Here is a 24277-nt window from a genome sequence, read left to right on the forward strand (position 1 = left end):
CGATATTAGTTTGCATTCCTTTGTTCATCCAGATCGTCCGTTTGGCCAACGCTCGTCACTTCAGCCCCAGTTCGACGCGCGAACCCGCGCCCTTGTCCTTGATGTCGTCCGCACTCATCTTCGGCGCGACGACGAAAATCCGTTTGCTGTCGATTTTCCCGTCGAAATATTCCTGCACCGCCTGCGCTCGACGCTGCGCCAGATCGCGCAACGATCCTTCGTCGACCGGTGCGTTCTTCGTGAGCGCGGCTTTCATGTCCTCATCGGGCACCGACTTCGTCATGCCGATGAAGTTCGTCGGCTTCTTGAAATCGGCCGACTTGTACGCCTTCGTCAGATACTTGTCGTAGTCCGCGTCCGTCACCTTAATCGCGTTCCAGTCGACGTTCTCGCCATTGCTCGACATGTCGCGCACCTTCGCGCGCTTCACCTGTTGATCGAGCCACGCGGAACGCAACGCCGGCTCGTCCGTCTTCGGATCGACGCGGCCCGTCACGTCCAAGCGCACCGACGGCTTGTCCGCCAGCGCCTTCGCGATCGTATCGAGCTTCTTCTGCGCGGCATCGTTCAGCGTGGCCGAGCCCGCATCGAATTCGATGTAGTTGAGATCCTCGCCGCCGCCGCCGCCGAACGCATGCGCGAGCAGCGTGAACGGCGCGGTCACCGCCTTCTGCACCAGATTCACGATAGCCTGCCACACGAGCCCACCGATCGAAAACTCGGGATTGTCCAGCGAGCCGGAAATCGGAATATTGACATCGATCTCGCCGCGCGAATTCTTCAGCAGCGACACCGCGAGCCGCACCGGCAGCTTCGTCGCCGTCGGATTGTCGACGTGATCGCCGAACGTCAACTGATCGATGAACAAGTGATTGTTCGCCGTGAGCTTGTTGTCGGCGAGCATGTAATGCAGATCGACGTTGAGCTTGCCCTTCGTGATCGGATAACCCGCGTACTTCGACGAATACGGCGTGAGATTCGTCAGCTCGACGCCATGCGCGCTCGCGGTCAGATCGAGCGCGGGTTTCTCGATGAGCGGATTCACCTGCCCCTTGATCGACACCGGCCCGTTCGCCGCGAGTTTCGCCGACACGTCGACGGGCGCGGACGTGGTCGAATGCGTGCCGAACGCGCCGATCGTCCCGTTGATCGCAACGAGATTCGCGGTGTAGTTCGGCTTGATGAAGTTATCGGTGTAAGTGACGCGGCCGTCCTGCAGCACGAGCTGGCCGAAGCGCATGTTGACCGGCGGCCCCGACGGCTTCGCCGCCGTCTTCACCGGCACCGTCGCGCTCGCAGCGGCCGGCGCGGACGCGCCCTCTTCCTTCGCACGGTCGCGCGTCACCGATTGCGGGCCGTTGTCGCCGGCCACGACGCTCTTGAGGTTCAACCTGCCCTGCGCGTCGAGCAGCACCCGACCGTAGAACTTGGCGAAGGTCACGCGCGCCGCTTCGACATCGGTGCCGCGCTCGCTGTAGTCCGCCTTCACGTTCGAGAGCGAGAGCAGCTTCCAGCCGGCGAAGCGGTCGGAGGTCGCCTTGTCGAGCATGCGTACGTCCGTCAGCGACACGTCGCCCTTATAGGACGCCGCGAGCGTCTTGCCGCTGCCCGACATCGCGACGTCGCCGTTCGCGTTCAGATACGCGCTCGTCACGTCGATGTTGAGCATGTCGCCGAAATACGGCTCGAACGCGGAGGCGTCGACCTGATCGCCCTTGACGTGCAACGCGAGCTTGAGCGGCGACACCGTGACGTTGCCGCCAATCGCGAGCGCCCCCTTGCCGTTCAGCGTCAGCTTGCCGTCGACGGCGAGCGGTTTCGTCAAATCGTCGCCGAACTGCCTGACGTTGAGCGCGAGCGGCGCGACGCGCAGCTTGACCGGCTTCGTCGTGGTTTCATCGGTGATATTCGCCGATGCATCGGCGAGCGCGATCTCGCCGATCCGATACCGCCACGCCGGCCCCGCCGCCTGCGCCTTCTGGATCCTGCGCGTCGCCGACTGCTCGGGCGCGGCTTCGTGCGGCGCGGCGAGCGCGGCCAGATCGATGCTGCCGTCCTTGCGGCGCGTCGCATCGAGCGCGAGGCCGTTCAATTGCACGCTGTCGAGCGTCGCGTTGCGCGCGGACACATCGACCTTGGCGATCTTCGCCATCGCCGACGCCAGCTTGATCGGCGCGCCGCCGCCCGCGTTGGGCGCGAGCGTGAGCGCATCGAGCTTCACATCGCCCGCGCCGATTTGCACGCCGCCATCCGCCTTGCTCCAGTCGACCGACACCGGCAGATTCGCGCCGAGCGTGCCGCTCGTCACGCGCGCGGCCACCATGTTCGCGAGATACGGCTGCAACGACGGCAGCGCCAACGCGCTCAGCGCGAGCTTTGCGTCCGCCGTTTTCGTGGCGAGCGTCACGTTGCCCGATGCATCGACCGCGCCGCCCTTGTCGAATGCCGTCTTGAGCGTGTATTTCGCGGGCGTTTTGGCAAGCGTCGAGAAATCGTCGAGCGTCACGGCGAAGCCGGTCAACGCGGCCTCAACACGCTGTTTGAGCAACTGGTCGTCGAGCGCGATCCGGCCGTCTTGAATCGCGAGGTGGCGAATCGCCAGATCGAGCGGCGGCGCTTCCTTCTTGACTTCCTCCGCTGAAGGCTTCGGCGCGGGACCGGCCAGCTTCTGCACGTTCAGTTGACCCGTCGAATCGCGCGCGAGATGGACATCCGGATTCGACAGCGTCACTTCGTCGAGGTGATAGACATCGCGCAGCGGCTCGGCATTCGCGATCTTCACGTGCAGCGCGCGGGCCGCGACGAGCGGCGCGCTCGCCTTGTCCGTCACCGCGAGATCGGCGAGATCGGCGGTGCCGTCGATGCGGATCGTCGGGGTATCGCCCGAGATCGCGAAGCGCACGTTGAGATCGGTCGAGAGCTTGCCGCTCTTCACCGCGACCGGCACCGACGCCGGCGCGTAAGACGCCATCTGCGGCACGTCGAGGCCGTCGAGCGTGAGCGCGATTTCCGATTCGCGCGACTGCGCAAACGGCTTCGTGCGACCCTTCACGACGAGCGGCGAGCCGTCGATGCGGGCCTGCAACAGCGGCGTCACGAAGATATCGGTGGCGGACGGCAGCGTCGCGATGAACGGAATGCCGAGCGCGAAACGGTCGACGACGTGCTTCGTTCTCAGAAGCCTGTCATCGAACGTGATCTGGCCGTTTTCGAGCTGAATGTTCGATACCGAGAAGCGCGCAGGCTTGTCCGAAGGCGGCGACGATGGCTTCGCGAACTTCGCGATCAGATCGGAGAAATTGAAATGCTCGCCGTCGAAACGCACGACGCTGATACGCGGCGAATCGATCTTCAGTTCGTTGACGACCGGCGCGAGTTTGAACACCGACGCCCACGACGTACGCACGACGAGCCTCGACACATCGACGAAACCGGCCGCCGCGCCCGGCGCCTTCGCGAGATTCGCGGGCGATTCGCCGATATGGACGTCATCGGCTTCCAAATCGAGCGTGTACGGATTGAGCCAAATACGCCTGATGCTGACGGGCCGGTCGAGCTGCTTTGCGAGCTGTTGCTCGGCGATATGTCGGATAACCGGCGGCGCGACGAAGAACCCGAGCACGCCGATAACGAGTATCGCGATCAGCAAGCCGATGAAAAAGCGCCGCGTGCGCCGCGCGTGAACGACGCCGCGCAGCGTCTGCCCGGCGGAGGCGAGAGAAGACTTCGTGATGCTCGACATTCGATGCGCGACGACGAGCCGCCGTCCCCGGAAAGATGATGTTCGAGTATACGACGATGCGACCCGCAAACGTTCGCCAAAGCGTGCGTCAAACGCATGAAGGCCGCGAAAAAATCGCGGCCTTCATGTTCGATTCAACTGTTTGCGCGCAGCGGAATCACTGCCGTTCGACTGACGGCGGCGCCCACGAGCCGTCGCTCGCCTGCGGCTTGGGCGCATAAAGACGCATCGTGAGCTGGAACTGGCCTTCGGGCGCGGGCAGCCAATTCGCTGTCTGCGCGCGGCCCGGCGACTTCGCCGACACGATCACGTCGATGGAGCCATCGCGATTCTTCTTCAGCCGGTCGCGATCGGAAAGCGAGAGCCGCGGCAGTTTCGCATCCGAGAGCGCCCCGTCCTTCGTGTAGGCGGTCAGGGTCCAGAAGCCGCGCACCGGCGGCAGTTGCTCGGGCTCGAAGTGCAGCGTGTACGCGTTCGCGCCGTCGAGTGCGTGGCCTTCGCTGTCCACGTGCGTCACCGGCTTCACTTCGCCTTCCTTCGTGCTCGTCGCGGTCTGCCGGCGCGCAAGATAGGCGCGCAACGTGTAATCCGTACCGTAGACGCCGACGCCATCGCCGAACCAGGTCCAACCGTTCTTCGTGATCGCGTTGGGCGGCGTCGTCTCGAGCCGCTCGCGTGCATCGGCGAGACCGGAATCGAGCAGCGGTGCGTCGGTCTTCTTGAACTGCACCGGCTCGCCCGGCTTCACGCCGAGATCGGCGAGCTGGCTGATCGCGTGACTGTCGTCGGTGGCGGCGGGATTGTCGTCGAGCGAGCGGGCGAGGCGCGCGAAGAACGCGTTCGCATCGAGCGCTTCGGCCTGCGCGCCCGGCGCGATCGTCGCCAGCGCGGATGGCAGCGGCGGCACCGCGGGTTGCTTCGCGCCGTTCGCGGGCCACGCGCCGGAGACGACCGGCGTCGGATCGGCGGCGGAGCCTTTCGCGGGCGTCAGCGTGTCGATTCGCATCGCGGTCTGCAGCTTGCGCGCTTCGCGCACGTCGCGCGCGCCGTTCACGCGCACGCGCACCGAAAGCCACACGTAACGTGTGCGCGTTTCGACGCGCGTCGCGTTCGCGGGCAGCGTGCCGGTCCAGCCAGCGGGCACGAACGCGATGAGCTGCATCTTCGGATAGGGCGTCGTGTCGGCGCTGGAATAGAGCGCGTTGGTCCACGCATCGAACGCGCGGGCGTCGAGATAGCGGCCGCGCGGCGCGGCGGGCAGCGTGACGATCACCGGATCGGCGGACACATCGAGCCATGCCGACGATTCGAGCGTGTCGACGCTCGCCCAGCCCGGCGCGCCGGCGGGCGGCAGCGCGCTCGCGTGACGGAAGGTGTTGAGCGGCGTCTGGCCGGGCTGCCCGGCGCGGCCGCTGGCGCGTTCGCGCGCGATATCCGACGCGACGAGCGGAAAGCCGAAGGTATAGGCATCGGCGACCTGATTCTTCACCCAGCCCGTGCTGGTCGCCTTGGCTTCGGGCTGCTTGGTCGCACAGCCCGAAAGGACCGCCATGCCGGCGAGACTCACGCTCATCCAGATTGCGGTGTTGAGCGGAAACGTCCAGCGTCGCTTGTTCTTCATTCGAATGGAAATCCAGTTCTTCTTTCGATTTGGGTTCTCGCACGCATCTTCGTAGGAGCGATGCGCGGCACGCCCGGAAGCGTATCGGCGCCGCTGCCACTCCCCGCGCGGCGCGCCACGAGCATTATCTCGAAATTCGGGTTTTAACTTATCCGCTGACGATAGGCAAGATTAAGTCAGCAAAAGCGCTGCGGCATGCCGAAGAATGCACCAGATGCCGGTCAAAAGCACTGAATGGCGCGCTTTTCGTCCTTCGAATACGGTCTTCTCGTAGCATTTCGCGCTCCCGCGCGGCGGGACTCGACATTGCACGACGCGCTTCATTCAGGCCTTGACCTTCCAGTCATTGGAAGGTCGATACTGTTCCTTATGTGGGATCTTCGCGATCCCGGCCAGAACGGAGCGTTTCGATATGTCCACAGCAGCATCCGACCATCCGCGGACCGCGGAGTTGTCCGTCAGCGGGATGACGTGCGCGTCGTGCGTCGCGCGCGTCGAGAAAGTGCTCAAACGCGTGCCGGGCGTCGAAAGCGTCGCGGTCAATCTCGCGACCGAGAAGGCGACCGTGCACGCGAGCGCCGCCGTCACCGACGATCAGCTCGTCGCCGCCGTCGCCAAAGCCGGCTACGAAGCCGCGCCGATCCTGCCCGACGCCGCGCCGGAGCTCGCCGTTTCCTCCGGATTCGATCGCGAGCTCGCGGCCGTGCTCGCGTCCGCCGTGCTCACCGTGCCGCTGCTCGCGCCGATGTTCGGCCTCACGCTCGACCCGTGGCTGCAACTCGCGCTCGCGAGCGTCGTGCAGTTCGGCTTCGGCGCGCGTTTCTATGCGGGCGGCTATCGCGCGATGCGGGCGTTCGCGGGCAACATGGATCTGCTGGTCGCGCTCGGCACGTCGGCGGCGTGGGGCTTGTCCGTCTGGCAGATGTTCGCGCACGGCGGCATGACGGAGCATCTGTTCTTCGAGGCGTCGGCGGTCGTCATCACGCTGGTGCGCTTCGGCAAATGGCTGGAAGCGCGCGCCAAGCGCCAGACCGCCGACGCGATCCGCGCGCTCAACGCGCTGCGTCCCGACAAGGCCCGCGTGCGCGACCGCGACGATCCGGCGCGCGAACGCGAAGTGCCGCTCGCTCACGTGCGTATCGGCGATATCGCCATCGTGCGGCCGGGCGAGCGCGTGCCGGTGGACGGCATCGTGCGCGAGGGCCGCACGCACATCGACGAATCGCTGATTACCGGCGAAAGCCTGCCGGTCGCGAAGGAACCCGGCGCGCGCACGACCGGCGGCTCGATCAACGGCGAAGGCGTGATCGCGATCGAAACCACGGCGATCGGCGCGGAAACGACGCTCGCGCGCATCATCCGGATGGTCGAATCGGCGCAGGCGGAGAAGGCGCCGATCCAGCGGCTCGTCGATCGCGTATCGGCGGTGTTCGTGCCGGCGATTCTCGCGATCGCGCTCGTCACGCTCATCGGCTGGCTGCTGCACGGCGCCGATGCAGAAACGGCGCTGCTGAACGCGGTCGCGGTGCTCGTGATCGCGTGCCCGTGCGCGCTCGGCCTCGCGACGCCGACCGCGATCATGGCCGGGACCGGCGTCGCGGCGCGTCAGGGCATTCTCATCAAGGACGCGCAGGCGCTCGAACAGGCGCACGCGATCAAGATCGTCGCATTCGACAAGACCGGCACGCTGACGGTCGGCAAGCCGGGCCTCGTCGCGTTCGATGCCGCGCCGGGGCAGGATCGGAGCGCAGCGCTCGGACTCGCCGCCGCCGTGCAGCGCATGAGCGAGCATCCGCTGGCGAAGGCCGTCGCCGCCGCCGCGAGCCACGCACCGCGCTTCGAGGCGAGCGCGGCGCGCGCGGTCGCCGGACGGGGCGTGGAGGCGAACGTCGGCGCGCGGCGGATCGCGATCGGCAGTGCGCGCTGGGTCGCGGAACTGGGTTTTGACGTGCCGCCGACGCTCGCCGCGCGCGCTCGCGAACTCGAAGCGCAAGGGAACACGATCTCGTGGCTGATCGATCTCGACGGAGAAGTCCTCGCGCTGCTCGCGTTCGGCGATACCGTCAAGCCGACCGCGCGCGATGCAATCGAACGTCTTGCGCGCATGGGCGTGAAGAGCGCGCTCGTCACCGGCGACAACGAAGGCAGCGCGCAAGCCGTCGCGCGCGCGTTGGGTATCGCGCCGGAACGCGTGTTCGCGCAGACCTTGCCCGACGACAAGGCGCGCGTCGTCGCGCAACTCAAGGCGTCGAACGAAGGCATCGTGGCGATGGCCGGCGACGGCATCAACGATGCGCCCGCGCTCGCCGCCGCCGATATCGGCATCGCGATGGCGAGCGGCACCGACGTCGCGATCGAGGCGGCCGGCATCACGCTGATGCGCGGCGATCCGGCGCTCGTCGCGGACGCGATCGATATTTCGCGGCGCACGTATCGCAAGATTCAGCAGAATCTGTTCTGGGCGTTCGTCTACAACCTGATCGGCATTCCGCTCGCGGCGTTCGGCCTGCTCGATCCGATGTTCGCGGGCGCGGCGATGGCGTTTTCGAGCGTGAGCGTCGTCACGAACGCGCTCTTGCTGCGGACGTGGCGCGCTCAGGCCGGCGCGGCCGCTGACGAAGCGCGCGCCGGCAAGCCGATCACGCGGCCCGCGTAACGCGCGTCCTTCGGCGCGACCGCAGGTTCGGCGGCGATGCGCGCGGCGATGTCATCATCGAACGATGCGGATTTCGGCGCGCCGCTCGAATCGATGTGCATCAGCATCTGCTCGCACGCGCAAACGGCCTCCGTCGCGTCGCCTTCGAACATCTCCATATAGAGATGCACGCGCTTTTTGTCATGCGCGATCACGCGCCACTCGACGCGCACCGGCGCGCCCTCCTTGATCTCGCGCAGATACGTGACATGCGCTTCGAGCGTGTAGAGCGTGCGCCGGCGTGCGCGGCGGCCCGCGTCGTCGAGACCGATGCGGTCCATGAAGGCATCGGTCGCGAGGCTGTAGATCAGCATGTAGAACGCGTCGCGCAGATGGCCGTTGTAGTCGACCCATTCGGGTTTGACGGTGTCGCGATAGGTCATCGTGGTGCCTTGCGGTTCCGTTAGTCTTCGATCCCGTGACGCGCTTTCGCCTGCGCGATCGCCTCGATCACGCTCGCGATGCAGTCGTCGCGATAACGCTCCAGTTCCTTGATGCCGCGTCCGTTCGTCTGATTCGACGTACCGTCGACGACGCGGTCGATGAGTTCGTCGGTCAGTTTCGGCGCGACGAGTTTCGTCCACGGCAATTCGAGCGCGGGGCCGAACTGCTGCATGAAGTGTCGCATGCCCGCTTCGCCGCCCGCCAGCGTGTAGGTCAGGAACGTGCCCATGAACGACCAGCGGATGCCCGCGCCGTAGCGGATGGCGTCGTCGATTTCGCCGGTTGTCGCGACGCCGTCGTTGACGAGATGCAGCGCCTCGCGCCAGAGCGCTTCGAGCAGCCGGTCCGCGATGAAGCCGGGCACTTCCTTCCTCACGCGCAAGGGCCGCATGCCGATGGACGCGTAGAAGCGCATCGCGGCTTCGATCGCTTCGCCGGATGTCGCTTCGCCGCCGAGCACTTCGACGAGCGGCAGCAGATACACCGGATTGAACGGATGCCCGACGACGCAGCGCTGCGGATTCACGGCGCGCGCGTAGAAGTCGGTCGGCAGAAGGCCGGACGTCGACGACGCGATGATCGCATCGGGCTTCGCCGCGCGGCTCGCGCGTTCGTGCAGCGCGAGCTTGAGTTCCTCGCGTTCGGGCGCGCTTTCCTGGATGAAGTCGGCATGGGCGACGCATTCCTCGACGGTATCGACGAAGCGCAATCGTTGTTGCGACGCGCCCGGCGCCAGTCCGACGCGCTCGAGCGCCGGCCACGCGTTCGCGACGTTCGCGCGCAGTTGCGCTTCGGCGCCGGGCGCGGGATCCCACGCGGTGACGTCGAGTCCTGCTCCGAGGGCGCGCGCCACCCAGCCGCTGCCGATCACACCCGCGCCGAGCGCGGCGAATTGCTTGACTTGCATGTCTTCGTGTCCTTGTCGGTTCAGGCGAATTGTTCCGCGATGCGTTTTTCCAGCAGGCGTTCGCCGCGCGCCGGGAGGCCGAGCTTCTTGCGGCCTTCCGCGGGCGTGAGCGCGCGTGCGCCGAGCCGCTCGATGATTTCCACCGCGCGCTGGACGAGCGCGCCGTTGGTCGCGTGCACGCCGCGATCGAGCCACAGGTTGTCTTCGAGACCGACGCGCACGTGTCCGCCGAGGAGCATCGCTTGCGCGACCATCGGCATCTGCATGCGGCCGATGCCGAAGCCGGCCCAATGCGCGCCGGGCGGGAGGTTATCGACCATGGCTTTCATCGTGCCGGTGTCGGGCGGTGCGCCCCACGGAATACCCATGCACAGTTGAAAGAGCGGCGGGTTGTCGAGCAGGCCTTCTTTCAGAAGTTGATTGGCGAACCACAGATGGCCCGTGTCGAAAATTTCCAGTTCGGGCTTCACGCCGAGTTCCTGGATGCGTTTGGCGCCGGCGCGCAGTTGCGCGGGCGTCGATACGTAGATGTAGTCGCCGTCGCCGAAATTGAGCGTGCCGCAGTCGAGCGTGCAGATTTCGGGCAGCAGTTCTTCGACGTGCGCGAGGCGCGTGAGGCCGCCGACGAGGTCGGTGCCTTTGCCGAAGCGCATCGGGTCTTCGCCGGCGCCGATCTCGAGGTCGCCGCCCATGCCTGCGGTGAGGTTGATGATCACGTCCGTGTCCGATGAGCGGATGCGGTCTACCACTTCGCGGTATAGCGCGGGGTCGCGGCTGCCTCTTCCTGTCTTCGGGTCGCGAACGTGGCAGTGGGCGACGGTGGCGCCCGCGCGGGCCGCTTCTATCGCTGCTTCGGCTATTTGCTTCGGCGTGACTGGGATGGAAGGGTGCTTGCCGGTCGTGTCGCCAGCGCCGGTTACTGCGCAGGTCACTATCACTTCGTAGTTCATTTTCGATGTCCTTTAGGGTTCCTGTATTTTTTCTTCGGCTTTCGTTAAGTCCTGATTTCGCGTCGGTCTATTAGCACTGCCCCTGTGCGGGGCGGCACTCACTTTCTTTGCTGCTGCCGCTTCGCCGGATCCCGGTTTGTTATCGGTCTATTAGCACTGCCCCTGTGCGGGGCGGCACTCACTTTCTTTGCTGCTGCAAAGAAAGTAAGCAAAGAAAGCAGCTACTGACACGCCCGCGGTCACACGCAATTTGGGTAGTCCTCTCGTCCATCGTGGGCTGCCTAAAGAGTGCCCTCATCGGTCCCATCGGGCTTGGATCGCGCACGGTCTGCCACATCGCACCACACAACAAACTGGTTCAGCACCAAATAGCTCCGGCCCGCTTCGCGGCCGACCGGTCAAGCGGGTCCGCGCGTGCTTCGCTACTAACGTCTCAATCTCGCTGCACTTGCCGCACGTTGGTTTCCCTTGCATACCCGGCGGCAGCGCGTAGCGCTGTGCCGAAGCTCTTTCGTGCTGAACCAGTGTCCTCAGCGTTTTCGGGCGGCGGACCGTGCGCGAGCCAAGCCCGATTAGGTGTTTGAGGGCACTCTTTAGGCGAGTGCCGCCTGGGACGAGAGAACTACCCAAATTGCGTGTGACCGCGGGCCTGAAAAGCTGCTTTCTTTGGTTACTTTCTTTGCAGCAGCAAAGAAAGTGACTGCCGCCCCGCACAGGGGCAACGCTAATAGACCGACGCGATAACGGGATCCGGCAACAACAACAACAAAAAAAAACCTCAAAGCCCAAGGTATTGCCGAACCGCCGGCAGCCCATCCTTACCATCAAGAGTCTTCACGCCTGCGAGCCAGGCATCCAGCACCTGGGGGTTCTGCTTGAGATAGGCCTTGGCCGCCTCCTGAGGCCGCTCTTTGTTCATCACCGGCTGCATGAGCCGATTCTCGAGATCCGTCGTAAAGCGCAAATTGGAAACGAACTTCCCCGCATTGGGACAACGCGTCAGAAAATCCGTATTCGTCAGCGTATAAACGCGAGCTTCTCCGTAGTTCGGCCCGAACACGTCATCCCCGCCGGAGAGGTAATTGATCTTCATCTGGATGTTCATCGGATGCGGCTCCCAGCCAAGAAACACCACCGGCTTCTTCTCGCGGATCGCCCGCTCGACCGTCACCAGCATCCCCGCCTCGCTCGACTGCACGAGCTTGAACCCGCCCAACCCGAACTGATTCGTGTCGATCATCTTCTGAATCTTCGCGTTCGCACTGCTGCCAGGCTCGATGCCGTATATCGTGCCGCCCAGTTCGTCGCGATGCTTCGCGATATCCGCGAACGTCTTGATGCCCGCGTCATACGCATAGCTCGGCACGGCGAGCGTCGCCTTCGCGCCCGACAGATTCGGCGGCTCCAGCTTCTCGATGCTCTTCGCCTCCAGAAACGGCTCGACCGCCTTCTGCTGCACCGGCCACCAGTAGCCAAGCGACACGTCGATCTGCTTGCTCTTCAGCCCCGCGAGCGAAATCGGCACCGACGCGACCGTCGTCCGCGGCGCATAACCGAGCCCCTCGAAGACGACCGACGCAAGCGCCGTCGTCGACGTGATATCGGTCCAGCCGATATCGACGAAGCGCACCGTGCGGCAACTCGCGTCCTCCGCGCGCGCACTCTGAGCGACGGCGAACGCCGCGCACGCGCCGGCGAAAAACAGTGTGGGAATCAGGCGTTGTCTCATTGCGAGGCTTCCGTTGAGGGTTGAACCGATGCGCCAGTTCGAATGCCGGCGTGCATACAAAGTACCGCCGCATAAAAGCGCCCGAACGCCCGCGTGCGACCGCGAGTTGACTGCTTGCGACCTGCGTCGCTTGCCGCTTCGCGCACGCGCCTTCGCATCCGCGTCTCGGCAACATTGAAAGCAAATTGAAATCATGACTTCCTGCTCATATTCGAAAACTTCGCACCATGGCGTAAACACGCATTGGAATGAAAAAACGTCGCGAATTCAGTAGTTTTTCCGCTGTTCGGTATCCGAAGCATGGCCGTCGCCGTTGCGCAAGATCAATCTTTGCCGAAACGCCACGGTCTCTGTGGTTGGTCGCACATAGCGCCGACTTCCGGCCGGGTAATGTGCGGGAAAGAGATAGCTTGTCTCGGCAGTGACGCGGCTTCAGGAAATGCGATGGAGTTAGCCGCGAAGCTCGCCGATTACATAGCCGTTCGACACACGTCGCCCAAAACCAAGGTGCCTGGATAATGGACCGTCAAGACGCCATCCGAGAGAGCGCGCGGCTCTACGCGCGCGAACCGCTTTACCTGCCTTCCGCCGAACAGATATCCGCATCGCGCATGACGGCCTTCACGCAGGCCCTCGAAAAGGCAACCGGCGAGCGCTTCGCCGATTATTCGGAATTGCATGCTTACTCAGTGCGCGAATATCGCCAATTCTGGAAATGCTTTCTCGAATCGGCGCGCGGGCTCGAATGGTCGGGATCCGATGAACCGGTCTGCATCGGCAACCAATGCGAAACGGCACGGTTCTTTCCCAACATCGAACTGAATTACGCAGAAAATCTGCTCGGCAAACGCATCGCGCCCGACGACGCTCCCGCGATCACATCCTGCTTCGCCGACGGACGCCGCATAAGCTATACGCGCGGCGAGTTGCGCGAGCGCGTCGTGCGCCTCGCGCAGACGCTCTCCGAGCTCGGCCTGAAGGAAGGCGATCGCGTGGTAGCGATCATGCGCAACGACTGCGACGCGATCACCGCCGCGCTCGCCGTGACCGCGCTCGGCGCAACGCTTTCGACAGCCGCGCCGGAAAACGGCGTGCAGGCGATTCTCGACCGCTTCGCCCCGCTCGATCCGAAGTTCATGTTCGCGCACACGATGCAGCGTCCGTTCGACACCGGCGGCTCGCTCTCGGGCCACGTCGCGGCGGTGGCCGCGCAACTGCCGACGCTCACGGACATCGTCTGTCTCGAAGATACCGAACTGCCCAGCACGGTGACGCAGCGTCAGCACGAGTTGCGCTCGTTGATCGCGCGCGGCGACGCGATGCGTTTCGACTGGAAGCGCTTCCCGTTCAACCATCCGCTCTTCATCATGTTTTCGTCGGGCACGACCGGCAAGCCGAAATGCATCGTGCACGGCGCGGGCGGCACGCTGCTCGAACACGTGAAGGAGCATCGCCTGCACAGCGATTTCGGTCCCGGCGACAAGCTCTTCTTCCACACGAGCTGCTCGTGGATGATGTGGAACTGGCAGATGTCGGTGCTCGCGTCGGGCGTGGAGATCGTCACTTACGATGGTCCCGTCGCCGCCGTCGACACGCTCTGGCGTCTCGTCGCGAACGAGCGCGTGACGGTCTTCGGGACGAGTCCCGCCTATCTGAAGATGAGCGAGGATGCGGGCATCGAGCCGGCCGGACAGTTCGATCTCTCGGCACTACGCGCGATGATGTCCACCGGCGCCGTGCTCTACGACTCGCAGTTCGAATGGGTGTACCAGCACGTCAAGCAGTTGCAGTTGCAATCGATTTCAGGCGGCACGGACATCATCGGCTGCTTCGTGCTCGGCAACCCGAATCTGCCCGTCTATGCGGGCGAAGCACAATGCCGGAGCCTCGGCCTCGACGTGCAGGCGTTCGATCAGGGCGCGAGCACGATCATGCCGGGCGAGCTCGTCTGCACGAATCCGTTTCCGTCGCGACCGCTCGGCTTCTTCGGCGACGACGACGGCTCGCGCTTTCACAAGGCGTATTTCGCGGCGAACGAAGGCGTGTGGACGCACGGCGACGTCATCGAGTTCTCGCCGCAAGGCTCGGCGCGTCTGCACGGCCGCAGCGACGGCGTGCTCAATGTGCGCGGCATCAACGTGAGTCCGGGCGAAATCTACCGCATCCTGAGCGAGATTCACGAGATCCGTCATGCGATGGTGGTCGCCCAGACCGGCGCGAACGCGGGCGATGCGGGCCAGCGCATCGTGCTCTTGCTCGTGCTGCGGCCGGGTGCGCAACTGAATGCGGCGCTCGCCGCGCGCGTGCGCCGCGATCTCACGCGACAAGGCTCCGCCGCGCTCGTGCCCGATGTGATCGTGCAGGTCGACGGCTTGCCCGTCACGCACAACAACAAGCCGTCGGAAGCGGCCGCGCGCGATGCCGTCAACGGCCTGCCCGCGCGCAACGTGTCGTCGCTCGCCAATCCCGAGTGTCTCGATCAGATTCGCGAGCATCCGTCGCTTACGCGCGTGAAGCGCGATCTGCCCGCGCCGGGCGATTCGATCGGATCCATCGAGGCGTATCTGTGCGCGCTCTGGGAACAGCATTTCAGCTTCTCGCCGATCGGCCGCGACGACAACTTCTTCGAGCTCGGCGGCCACTCGCTGCTCGCCGCGCGGATGCTCGCCGACGTGCAGCGCGCGACCGGCCGTGCATTGCCGCTATCGACGATGATCGTCGCGCCGACCGTCGCGCGCCTCGCCGCCGTCCTCGCATCCGAACCCGGCGCGCGCACCGCGGACTCGACGCTCGTGCAAATGCGTGCGGGCGTCGGCCGGCCGATCTTCATGGTGCACAGCATCACCGGCTCGGTGATGGAGTGCCTGACGCTCGCGGGCATGGTGCAGAACGAGCGGCCCGTGTACGGCCTGCAGGCGCTCGGCCTCGACGGCGATGAAGCGCCGCAGCACAGCGTCGAAGAGATGGCGCGCGGCTACGTGCTGCGCATCCGCGAAGTGCAGCCGAGCGGTCCTTATGCGCTCGTCGGCTATTCGTTCGGCGGGCTGGTCGCGGTCGAGATCGCGCAACAGCTCGTCGCGGCGGGCGAGAAGATCGAGATGCTCTGCCTGCTCGACACGTACATTCACACACATTGTCTGCCCTTCACGCTGTGGACGCGGTATCAGGCGGGCGTGCTCGTCGAACGTCTGCGCGAGTTGCGCTCGCTCAACGCCGGCGCGCGCCTCGGCTTCGTGCGCGGCAAGGCGGCGGCGATGACCAACCGCGTGCGCGGGCGCATGGGCAGGCCGACGACGCACCGGCAATCCGACGACGTCGCCGATCTTCCGCCTGTGCTGCGGCGCGTGCGCGAATCGATGAGCGCCGCGATGGCGACCTACAAGCCGCGCCGTTATGACGGCGGCCCGATCGTCTACGTGCGCGCGACGATGCTCGACGACTCGCGCAGCGATCCGCTGCCGGTCTGGCAACGCGTCGCGAAGCACGGCGTGCGCGTGATGCCGGTCCTCGGCAGGCACACCGATCTCGGGGTGGAGCCGCACCAGAGCACGGTCGCCGCGACGCGCACGAACGCGCGCGCGAGCGCCTGAACCGCATCTTCGAGCAGTGCAATCCGGCCGCCCTTCGGGGCACGCCGGATTGCGCGCGTTTTTTGCGCGCGCTAGGGTGGACGGCTTCTCTCATCGACGAGCCTTGCCAATCGATCCGATGTCCGCGCCCCACGATTTCCATTTCCTGCTGCTGCCCGAGTTCTCGTCGATCGGATTCATGTCCGCGATCGAGCCGCTGCGCGTCGCCAATCGCTTCGCGGGCGATCTGTATCGCTGGCACATTCTCAGCTTGGACGGCGGTCCGGTCGCCGCGAGCAACGGCATCACGCTCAACGCCGAAAGCGCGTTCGATCAGGTGAACGACGCGCGCACCGTGTTCGTCGTGTCGGGATTCGAGCCGCTCTCGCGCTACACGCGCGCGATCGGCGACTGGCTGCGGCGCCTCGATCGCGCGGGCGCGACGCTCGGCGGCATCGACACCGGCAGCTTCATCCTCGCGGAAGCCGGGCTGCTCGCGGGCACGCGCGCGACGCTGCACTGGGAAGCGGCCGCTGCATTCACCGAGCGTTATCCGGCGATCGCGACGAGTCAGGAGCTGTTCGAGATCGACACGCGGCGCATCACATGCGCGGGCGGCACGGCATCGATCGATCTGATGCTCGACGTGATCGCGCGCGAACACGGCGCGGAGTTGGCGGCGCAAGTGTCGGAGCAGTTCGTGCTCGGGCGCATCCGGCAGCGCTCGGATCATCAGCGGATGCAGATCGCCGCGCGTTACGGCATCCACAATCGCAAGCTGATTCAGGTGATCGAGCTGATGGAGCAGCATATGGAAGAGCCGCTGTCGCCCGATGCGCTCGCCGAATCCATCGGCGTGACGCGGCGTCAGCTGGAGCGGCTCTTCTGCGCATCGCTGAAGGACACGCCGACGCACTTCTATCTCGGCCTGCGTCTCGTGCGTGCGCGCGAGCTGCTTCACCAGACCGACATGTCGATTCTCGCGGTGTGCGTCGCGTGCGGCTTCGAATCGCCGTCGCATTTTTCGCGCACGTATCGCGCGCGCTTTCAGACGAGCCCGCGGCAGGATCGAAGCGCATTGCGCGCCGTCCCGTCCGCGCGGCTCGCGGCGGCTTAGAACGAGTGACGCATGCCTACGCGCACGTCGGCCTGCGTATTCGACGACGACGGCGTGAAGCTGTAGCCGATGACTGCATCGATGGGACCGGACGCGCGCAGATAGTCGCCCGAGATATACACGTCGGTACGTTTCGAAAGCAGATAGTGCAGCCCGAGCGAGCCCTGATTCCAGTGATTGCCTTCGAAGCGCGTGTGCTGATAGCCGCCGTAGAGATTCAGGTCCGGCCTGAAGCTGTATGACGCGCCGCCTTCGTACACCTGCATGTGCGAGGTCTGGCCGAGGCCCTTGATCGTCGTGTAGGTGAAGTTGCCCGATAACATCAGGTTGCCGATGGTCCATGCCGCGCCCACGGCGAACGCGCCTTGCTTGTCGACGGGAAACGAGGTCGAGCTATAGAGATCGGTGACGGCCCCCGTCGCCGGATCGACCGATACCGTCGGCTGGCCGAGGAAGGTGCGCGCGCCGATCATCGCGTACGGATCGAACGCGTAGATGCCGTTCGGATTGTTGAGTTGCGTATAGGCCGCGCCGACGTTGAAGGTGTTCGCCGCATAGTGCGCGCCGACGCTCCACGCGCTGTTGCGATGGAAGTCGCCCGCCTGATTGCCGAACGAATACATGCCGCCGAAGGTGAAGCCGCCGATGTCGTTCGACAGGAACTTGATCGAGTTCGGCAGACGGTCGCCGTTCATGCGGTCGAAGTCGCCCTGGTGAATGGCGTAGCCGCTCGCCCACGCCGAGATGTTGTAGAGGTAGACGAACTCTTCGGTCATATCGAGCTGATTGCCGAGCGAGACGGTGCCCCACTGGTTCTTGAGGCCTACGTAGGCTTGCCGTCCGAATTGCGCGCCGCCGAAGCCGAGCTGGCCATTGCCGAGATGAAAGCCCGATTCGAGCACGAAGACCGCCTGCAATCCGCCGCCGAGATCTTCGGTGCCGCGAAATCCGATGCGGTTGCCATAGGAGATGCCGTCATCGAACTTCACGACATGCGAGCCGCCCGTGTTGCTGACCCAGGTGACGCCCGCATCGAGAATACCGTAGAGCGTCACGCTGCTTTGCGCGTGCGCCGTCATCGGCATGTTCGCCGCGCCCGCTGCGAACGCGAGGCCTGCGATCCTTGCGGCATGTCTTTTTCTCATGTGCTGGTCCTTTGCTCGTCTCGATGTGTATTGCGTTGGAATAGGCGATGAAGCATCGCGTCGACGTCGTAAAAATAAAGGTCCATATATGCGCCGGCTCGACCCGGTGCGACGCAAATCTGTCTAGTTGCGACTACTGCAACATCGTGTTTCGCGTCAATAGAACGAATTCGTTTTCGGACATGCCCGATATGCGCGGCACGGCTCGGCTCGCATACTTCGGAATCTGTAAAAAACCCGCATTACTCAAGCCTTGTTTCGGATTCGAACGACATGACTACCCGCTGCCTGAGCATCCATCAGACCGACGCACCCGAAGTCCTGACCAATCACAAGCACTACGCCGCCCGCATGGGCTACGAGCACGCGAGCATTTCGATGGCGGGCATGCCGTGCCCGTCGCAGCGTTTGTTGCTCAAGTACGAAGCGATCCTGCTTCACTTGCGCCGGATGCCCGAGATGGCGCTGCTCGTCTGCATGAGCGAAGACTGCATCGTGCTCAACATGCTCCCGGTCGAGCCCATCGCAGAAGGCAGGCAGCACGCGCTCATGGCGGTTTCCGGCAACGACGACGGACGTCAGACGGCCGTGCAGATCTGGCGTAATACGGTCGAGGTGCGCAACCTCATCGTGTGGTGCATCGGGGAATGCAAGATCGGCAAAGCGCCGCAAAACGAAATCGCGATGCTTGCAGGGCTCGACTACATCGAGCCGCACGGTGAACGCGGCGGCATCATGGCTACGATGCACTGCGGTCCGCGCTACGATCCCATCTGGACGCAGTACCCCAACCTCTGGACCATCGTGCTCGGCGAGGAAGCGATCTACGGTTTCATCCCGGCGAGCTTTCGCAACGCGCTCGCCGAACACATCAACGACTGTCAGCAGAAGGGCCTACCGCTGTTCCAGCTTCCGGCGCAAAGCGAAACGCCGCATGAAGAGTTCAGCGTCTATAACCCCGGCAAGTCCATCGCCTTCATCACGTACTACACGCCCAACGTGCGTGCGTACGGCGCGATCGCCGAGCAGAACATGCGGCGCTATTGCGAGCGCCACGGCTATACGCTTTACGTCTATCGGCAGACGCCCGCCGAAGGCGTGCCCGGCGCGACCGGCACCTGGCTCAAGCCGTGGTTCCTGCGCAAGCATCTGCCGCATCACGACTGGGCGATCTGGGTCGATGCCGACATCCTCTTCTTCGATCAGCGCAAGCCGATCGATCCGCTGCTGGACGGGCGCGACATTCTCGCGGCGCACGATATCGGGCCGTGGATCATCAATGCCGGCGTGCTCGGCTTTCGCCGCAAGCCCGCGGTCCTCGCGTTCGTCGACGAAATCCACGAGCATGTCAGCGCCGCGCCCGACAAATCGAGCACCTATGCGAACGGCGGCGATCAGACCATCATCGCGAATCTGCTGACGGACCGTCTCGGCTGGAAGCTCGAACACGGCCTCGACTGCCTGAGCATCAATACGCCGTGGTACTTGCACCAGGCGGACAGCCTGATGCTCCACTTCATGGCGATCCAGACGCCGATGCGCGCCGTCGTGATGGCCGCACAGGAACGCGCGAGCATTCAGCTCGGCTGATCCCTCACTTCACGCCGAGCGCGGTCTGAACGGCTTCCAGGCCGTTTCCGCCGCTCGCCGTGGTCACGCCGTCCAGCCACGATTTCAGCAGCTCCGGATGACGCTTCAGCGCATCCGTGGCCGCTGCATCGACATTCGTTTTCTTCTCCAGCACATCCGCGATGACGCCGTTCTCCAGATCGACGTTGAACGCCATCTGTTTGAACAGCCTGCTCACGTTGGGGCATTGCTGCTCGTAGCCGCTGCGCGCCACCGTGTTCACCGTCGCGCCGCCATAGTTGGGGCCGAAGTATTTGTCGCCGCCATCGAGATAGGCGAGCTTGAACTTCGTGTTCATCAGATGCGGCTCCCACGCGAGAAACACGATCCACTTCTTGTCGCGCACCGCCCGCTCCACCTGCGTGAGCATCGCGGTTTCGCTCGATTCGACCAGCTTCCAGTCGCCGAGACCGAAGGCCTTGTCATCGACCATGCGCTTGATGTTCTGATTCGCCGGCGCGCCCGGTTCGATGCCGTAGATGCGGTTATCGAACTTGTCGGCGTTCTTCGCGAGGTCCGCGAACGAATGCACGCCCGCCGCCGCCACATAGTCCGGCACCGCGAGCGTGAACTTCGCATTGGAGAGATTCGGACGCACGACGTCGATCGATTTCTCTTCGAAGAACGGCTTCACGAGCGGCGCCTGCGCGGGCATCCAGTTGCCGAGAAACACGTCGATCTGCCCTTTCTTCATGCCCTGATACGTGATCGGCACCGACAGGTTCGCGACGTTCTGCCGATAGCCGAGCGCCTTGAGCACGATGCCGCTCATCGCATTGGTCGCGTCGATATCGGTCCAGCCCGGCCCCGCCATGCGGACCTGCGTGCAGGACTGCGGCTCGGCGGCAAACGCATGCGAAGCCACGCAAGCCAGCGCGGCGGCGAAGAGCGCGTGGATGAAGCCCTTTTTCATGGTGCATTCCTGTCGTGTGTTGTGGGGATGCGATCGATGCGTCAGTGCTCGACGGCGGGAAAACGCGCCATCGCTTCGAGATCGTCCAGATCGATGTGATTGCGCATGTAGCGCTGGCTCGCATCGACGTGAGGCTGCCAGTCCCATGACTGAATCGTGCCCTGCGTCGTCGCCGCGAAATGGAAATGGCGGCGGCGCTGACTCTTCAGCACGTCCTGATGCAGCGCATCGAGATTCCAGCGGCGCGCGATCTCCGCGCGGAATTCGGCCACGCGCGCGGCGTGACGCTCATCGCTTGCGAGATTCTCGCGCTCGAACGGATCGGCTTCTACATCGTAAAGCTGATCCGGATCCACGCTCGAATGAATGAACTTGAAGCGCCCGCGCCGGATCATCACGATGGGCGCAATCGCGCCTTCCGCGAGATATTCGCCGATGGCTTCGTCGTGCCCGCCGGTCTCGCGCAAGTGCGGCACGAGGCTTTGACCGTCGATGCTGTCGGGCCACGCTTGCGGCGCTTGTCCGCGCGCGAATTCGACGAGCGTCGGCAGCACATCGAGATGCGAGACCGAATCCTTCACGCGATGCGCGCCAAACCGCTTCGGCGCGTGCACGATGAGCGGCACGCGGCAGCCGCCTTCGAAGAACGTCATCTTGTACCAGAGGCCGCGCTCGCCGAGCATCTCCCCGTGATCCGACGTGACGACGATGATCGTATCGTCGGCGAGACCGGCCTCGTCGAGCGCTTCGAGGATCGATGCGAACTGGTCGTCGACATACGACACCGCGCCGTAGTACGCGCGCCGCGCATTGCGGATTTGCCGGTCCGTCGGCGGCGTGCGATCCGCTTCGTACACATGGCGCAGGCGCTTCGAATGCGGATCGCAGGCATCGAGCGAATCGCGATACGAAGGCATGTCGATGTCTTCATCGCGATACGCGTCCCAGTACTTGCGCGGAATCGCATACGGATCGTGCGGATGCGTGAGCGATGCGACCATCATGAACGGACGCGCGTCCTTGCCCGCGTTGCGCTCGCGCGCGATGTCGAAGAGCTTTTGACGCGTGGTGAAGGTCACTTCGTCGTCGAAGTCGAGTTGATTGGTACGCACGCATGGGCCCGCGTCTATCACGGAGCTCATGTTGTGATACCACGTCGGGCGCGCATCGGCGTTCTGCCAGTCGGGCGTCCAGCCGAAATCGGCGGGATAGATATCGGTCGTGAGACGTTCCTCGAAGCCGTGCAACTGATCCGCGCCGCAGAAATGCATCTTGCCGGAGAGAATCGTGCGATAGCCTTCGGCGCGCAGATAGTGCGCGAAGGTCAGCGTTTCGGACGGGAATTCGGCGGCATTGTCGTATGCGCCGATGTTCGAAGGCAGCTTGCCCGCGAGAAGCGAAAAACGCGAAGGCGCGCACAGCGGACTCGCGCAATACGCGGATTCGAATACGACGCCTTCGCGCGCGAGCGCATCGATGCGCGGCGTCTTCGTCACGCGATTGCCGTATGCGGCGAGTGCGAAGGGCGTGAGCTGATCGGCCATCAGCACAAGGATATTTTGTTTCGTCTCAAGCATGACTGCGTGCCTCGAATAGAATCGTTGATTGAGCGTTGGGTGTCACTATTGCCGTTCAAATCGCGGCTGTGAAGACAGCAAAACGTTATGCGTTCATAAGGGGGAGTTATGCCGCGGCCGGACCGCCTGCCACCGATGCAGGCGTTACTGATGTTCGAATCCGCCGCGCGGCACGCGAGCTTCACGGCTGCCGCGCGCGAACTCGGCTCGACGCAGCCCGCGGTGAGCCAGCGCGTCGTGCAGCTGGAGGAATCGCTCGGGGCGGCGCTGTTCGAGCGCGGGCATCGCGGGGTCACGCTCACGGACGACGGCACGCGTCTTTTCGATGCGGTGCGTCGGGGACTCGACGTGATTCGCGCGGCGACGTCGGACATTCGCTCGCGTCACGCGCAACGCACGCTCACGCTGTCGACGGATTTCGGCTTCGCCACATACTGGCTGATGCCGCGCCTGCCGCAATTCAAGGCGCTGATGCCCGATGTCGACGTGAAGATCATCACGTCGCAGAGCTTGCCGAGCGCATCGGGCGATCATGCCGATGTGGTCATCGTCTTCGGCGACACGCATGCCGAATGGAGCGGTCAGAGCGCCGTGAAGCTCTTCGCCGAACGCGTGATGCCGGTGTGCAGCCCGGCGCTGATTGCGGGAAGAAGCGCGCGGGTATCGCCCGCCGATCTATCCGGGCTGCCGCTCTTGCATCTCGAACCGACGCTGCCCGAGCGCTGGCTTTCATGGAGCGCGTGGTTCGAAGCGCACGGCCTTGCCGCGCCGCCGACGCAGGGCGGCTTCACGTTCAACAGCTACGCGCTCGTCGCGCACGCCGCGGTGATGGGCCAGGGCGTCGCGCTCGGCTGGGCGCCGCTCATCGACGAACTGATCGCGACGGGCCAGCTCGTCGCGCTCTGCGATGCCCCGCTCGTCACCGATCGGGGCTACGTGCTCGTGACGCCGCGCGAGCCGTCGGCGGCGGTGCGGGCGTTCAGCGAGTGGCTGCTGGACGAATGCGACGTCGTCGGCTGACGCTTTCGTACTATTTGCGCGGCGGTTCGCTTCTATCCGGAAGGCGCGCGCGTTTGCTCTACTAGCGCGTACGCTCGCCGCATTTCGCGGCGCTGCAACCATTCGAATGTGGAGCACGCATGGCAGCCGATTCCCGCTTTGATCAACTCGTGCTTACCGTTTCGTGCCCGAGCGCGGCGGGGCAGGTCGCCGCGATCGTCGGCTTTCTGGAGCGGCATCACGGCTATATCGACGAACTCACCGTCTTCGACGACGATCTCTCCGAGCGCTTTTTCGTGCGTTGCGTGTTTCATGGCGCGCGGCCCGAGGAGGCGCTCGATCTCGCGATGCTGAAGCGCGAATTCGAGCCTATCGCCGAGCGCTTTGCGATGTCGTGGGCGATGCACGATCTCGCCGTGCGGCCGAAGGTGCTGCTGATGGTGTCGAAGCTCGAGCACTGTCTTGCGGATTTGCTGTTCCGCTGGCGCATGGGCGAGTTGAAGATGGATATCGTCGGCATCGGGTCGAATCATACGGATCTGGCGCATCTGGCGGAGCAGCATGGCTTGCCGTTCCATCATCTGCCGATTACCGCCGATACCAAGCCGCAGCAGGAAGCGCGCTTGCTCGATCTGTTCGATACGTCAGGCGCGGAGTTGATGGTGCTTGCGCGGTATATGCAGATTCTTTCAGGCGAGACGAGCCGCAAGCTGGCGGGACGTGCGATCAATATCCATCACTCGTTCTTGCCTGGGTTCAAGGGGGCGAAGCCTTATCACCAGGCGCATGCGCGTGGGGTCAAGCTGATTGGCGCGACCGCGCATTTCGTCACCGACGATCTCGATGAAGGACCGATCATCGAGCAGGAAGTCGAGCGCGTCGATCATTCTTATGGGCCGGAGCGGTTGTTGGCGACAGGGCGGGATGTGGAGTGCCTTGCGCTTGCACGCGCGGTTAAAGCGTTTATTGAGCGGCGGGTTTTTATTAATGGCGAGCGGACTGTGGTTTTGCGGTGAGGTTTTTGCGCTCCGGGTTAGCTTGCTTTGCTGTTTTCGCTGGATTCCATATTCGCTTGGCTAGGGTTTCGCCGGATCCCGTTTTCGTGGCGGTCTATTAGCACTGCCCCTGTGCGGGGCGGCACTCACTTTCTTTGCTGCTGCAAAGAAAGCAACTGTATTGAGCGTCAAGGGTTGAGTTGGTAAGGATCATGGTTTTGGGGGATTCCAAGTTGTGCCGTCGC

General features: G+C 64.2%; 15 protein-coding genes. 6 read left to right on the forward strand and 9 right to left on the reverse strand.

What is annotated here, in order from left to right:
• Positions 1 to 55 precede the first annotated feature (55 nt).
• Positions 56 to 3742, reverse strand: a complete 3687-nt coding sequence (locus tag QCE58_RS29280) for a DUF748 domain-containing protein (RefSeq protein WP_250521481.1) — start codon at positions 3740 to 3742, stop codon at positions 56 to 58.
• Between the two features lie 157 nt (positions 3743 to 3899).
• A complete protein-coding gene (locus QCE58_RS29285) occupies positions 3900 to 5363 on the reverse strand; it encodes a DUF1254 domain-containing protein (RefSeq protein ID WP_250436328.1) in 1464 nt (487 codons plus the stop codon).
• Positions 5364 to 5775: 412 nt separating this feature from the next.
• Between QCE58_RS29285 and QCE58_RS29290 the strand changes: the two genes are divergently transcribed.
• Positions 5776 to 8019, forward strand: coding sequence for a cation-translocating P-type ATPase (locus QCE58_RS29290; RefSeq protein WP_250521480.1), 2244 nt, complete (start codon positions 5776 to 5778; stop codon positions 8017 to 8019).
• Here the strand turns inward: QCE58_RS29290 and QCE58_RS29295 are convergent.
• The 4 genes from QCE58_RS29295 to QCE58_RS29310 all read right to left on the reverse strand — a co-directional run bounded on the left by QCE58_RS29295 (position 7959) and on the right by QCE58_RS29310 (position 12088).
• Entirely contained in the window at positions 7959 to 8441 is a 483-nt protein-coding gene (locus QCE58_RS29295) for a thioesterase family protein (RefSeq protein WP_250521479.1), read from the reverse strand. The genes QCE58_RS29290 and QCE58_RS29295 overlap by 61 nt on opposite strands.
• Positions 8442 to 8461: 20 nt before the next feature.
• On the reverse strand, positions 8462 to 9409 hold the full coding sequence (locus tag QCE58_RS29300) for an L-carnitine dehydrogenase (RefSeq protein ID WP_250521478.1): 948 nt from the start codon (positions 9407 to 9409) through the stop codon (positions 8462 to 8464).
• A 20-nt stretch (positions 9410 to 9429) separates the two neighbouring features.
• Positions 9430 to 10359: a 3-keto-5-aminohexanoate cleavage protein gene (locus QCE58_RS29305; RefSeq protein ID WP_008354133.1), complete on the reverse strand. Its 930-nt coding sequence runs from the start codon at positions 10357 to 10359 to the stop codon at positions 9430 to 9432.
• A 778-nt stretch (positions 10360 to 11137) separates the two neighbouring features.
• The gene (locus QCE58_RS29310; protein ID WP_008354134.1) at positions 11138 to 12088 is read right to left on the reverse strand and encodes a choline ABC transporter substrate-binding protein; all 951 of its coding nucleotides are present in this window, start codon (positions 12086 to 12088) and stop codon (positions 11138 to 11140) included.
• A gap of 518 nt (positions 12089 to 12606) precedes the next feature.
• Between QCE58_RS29310 and QCE58_RS29315 the strand changes: the two genes are divergently transcribed.
• Together QCE58_RS29315 and QCE58_RS29320 are read left to right on the forward strand one after the other, a co-directional pair.
• Positions 12607 to 15678 (forward strand): acetoacetate--CoA ligase, encoded by a 3072-nt coding sequence (locus QCE58_RS29315; RefSeq protein WP_309780522.1) that lies wholly within the window; start codon positions 12607 to 12609, stop codon positions 15676 to 15678.
• A gap of 118 nt (positions 15679 to 15796) precedes the next feature.
• On the forward strand, positions 15797 to 16774 hold the full coding sequence (locus QCE58_RS29320; protein WP_008354136.1) for a GlxA family transcriptional regulator: 978 nt from the start codon (positions 15797 to 15799) through the stop codon (positions 16772 to 16774).
• Here QCE58_RS29320 and QCE58_RS29325 read toward each other — a convergent pair.
• Positions 16771 to 17919, reverse strand: a complete 1149-nt coding sequence (locus QCE58_RS29325; RefSeq protein ID WP_008354137.1) for a porin — start codon at positions 17917 to 17919, stop codon at positions 16771 to 16773. The genes QCE58_RS29320 and QCE58_RS29325 overlap by 4 nt on opposite strands.
• Positions 17920 to 18192: 273 nt before the next feature.
• On the opposite strand from QCE58_RS29325, the gene QCE58_RS29330 reads away from it, so the two are divergent.
• Positions 18193 to 19509 carry a hypothetical protein gene (locus tag QCE58_RS29330; protein ID WP_250521477.1) on the forward strand — a complete coding sequence of 439 codons (1317 nt, stop codon included), beginning with the start codon at positions 18193 to 18195 and terminating at the stop codon, positions 19507 to 19509.
• 4 nt (positions 19510 to 19513) lie between these two features.
• On the opposite strand, the gene QCE58_RS29335 is transcribed toward QCE58_RS29330, so the two are convergent.
• Positions 19514 to 20461: a choline ABC transporter substrate-binding protein gene (locus QCE58_RS29335; protein WP_250521476.1), complete on the reverse strand. Its 948-nt coding sequence runs from the start codon at positions 20459 to 20461 to the stop codon at positions 19514 to 19516.
• Between the two features lie 41 nt (positions 20462 to 20502).
• Positions 20503 to 22038: a choline-sulfatase gene (gene betC / locus QCE58_RS29340; protein WP_250502686.1), complete on the reverse strand. Its 1536-nt coding sequence runs from the start codon at positions 22036 to 22038 to the stop codon at positions 20503 to 20505.
• 108 nt (positions 22039 to 22146) lie between these two features.
• On the opposite strand from betC, the gene QCE58_RS29345 reads away from it, so the two are divergent.
• Both QCE58_RS29345 and purU read left to right on the forward strand, forming a co-directional pair.
• Entirely contained in the window at positions 22147 to 23058 is a 912-nt protein-coding gene (locus tag QCE58_RS29345; RefSeq protein WP_250521475.1) for a choline sulfate utilization transcriptional regulator, read from the forward strand.
• A gap of 119 nt (positions 23059 to 23177) precedes the next feature.
• Complete coding sequence (gene purU / locus QCE58_RS29350) at positions 23178 to 24053, forward strand: formyltetrahydrofolate deformylase (RefSeq protein ID WP_250436321.1); 876 nt, start codon at positions 23178 to 23180, stop codon at positions 24051 to 24053.
• The last annotated feature ends 224 nt before the right edge of the window (positions 24054 to 24277 follow it).

The sequence above is a fragment of the Caballeronia sp. LZ028 genome (assembly GCF_031451415.1).
Classification (GTDB): Bacteria; Pseudomonadota; Gammaproteobacteria; order Burkholderiales; family Burkholderiaceae; genus Caballeronia; species Caballeronia zhejiangensis.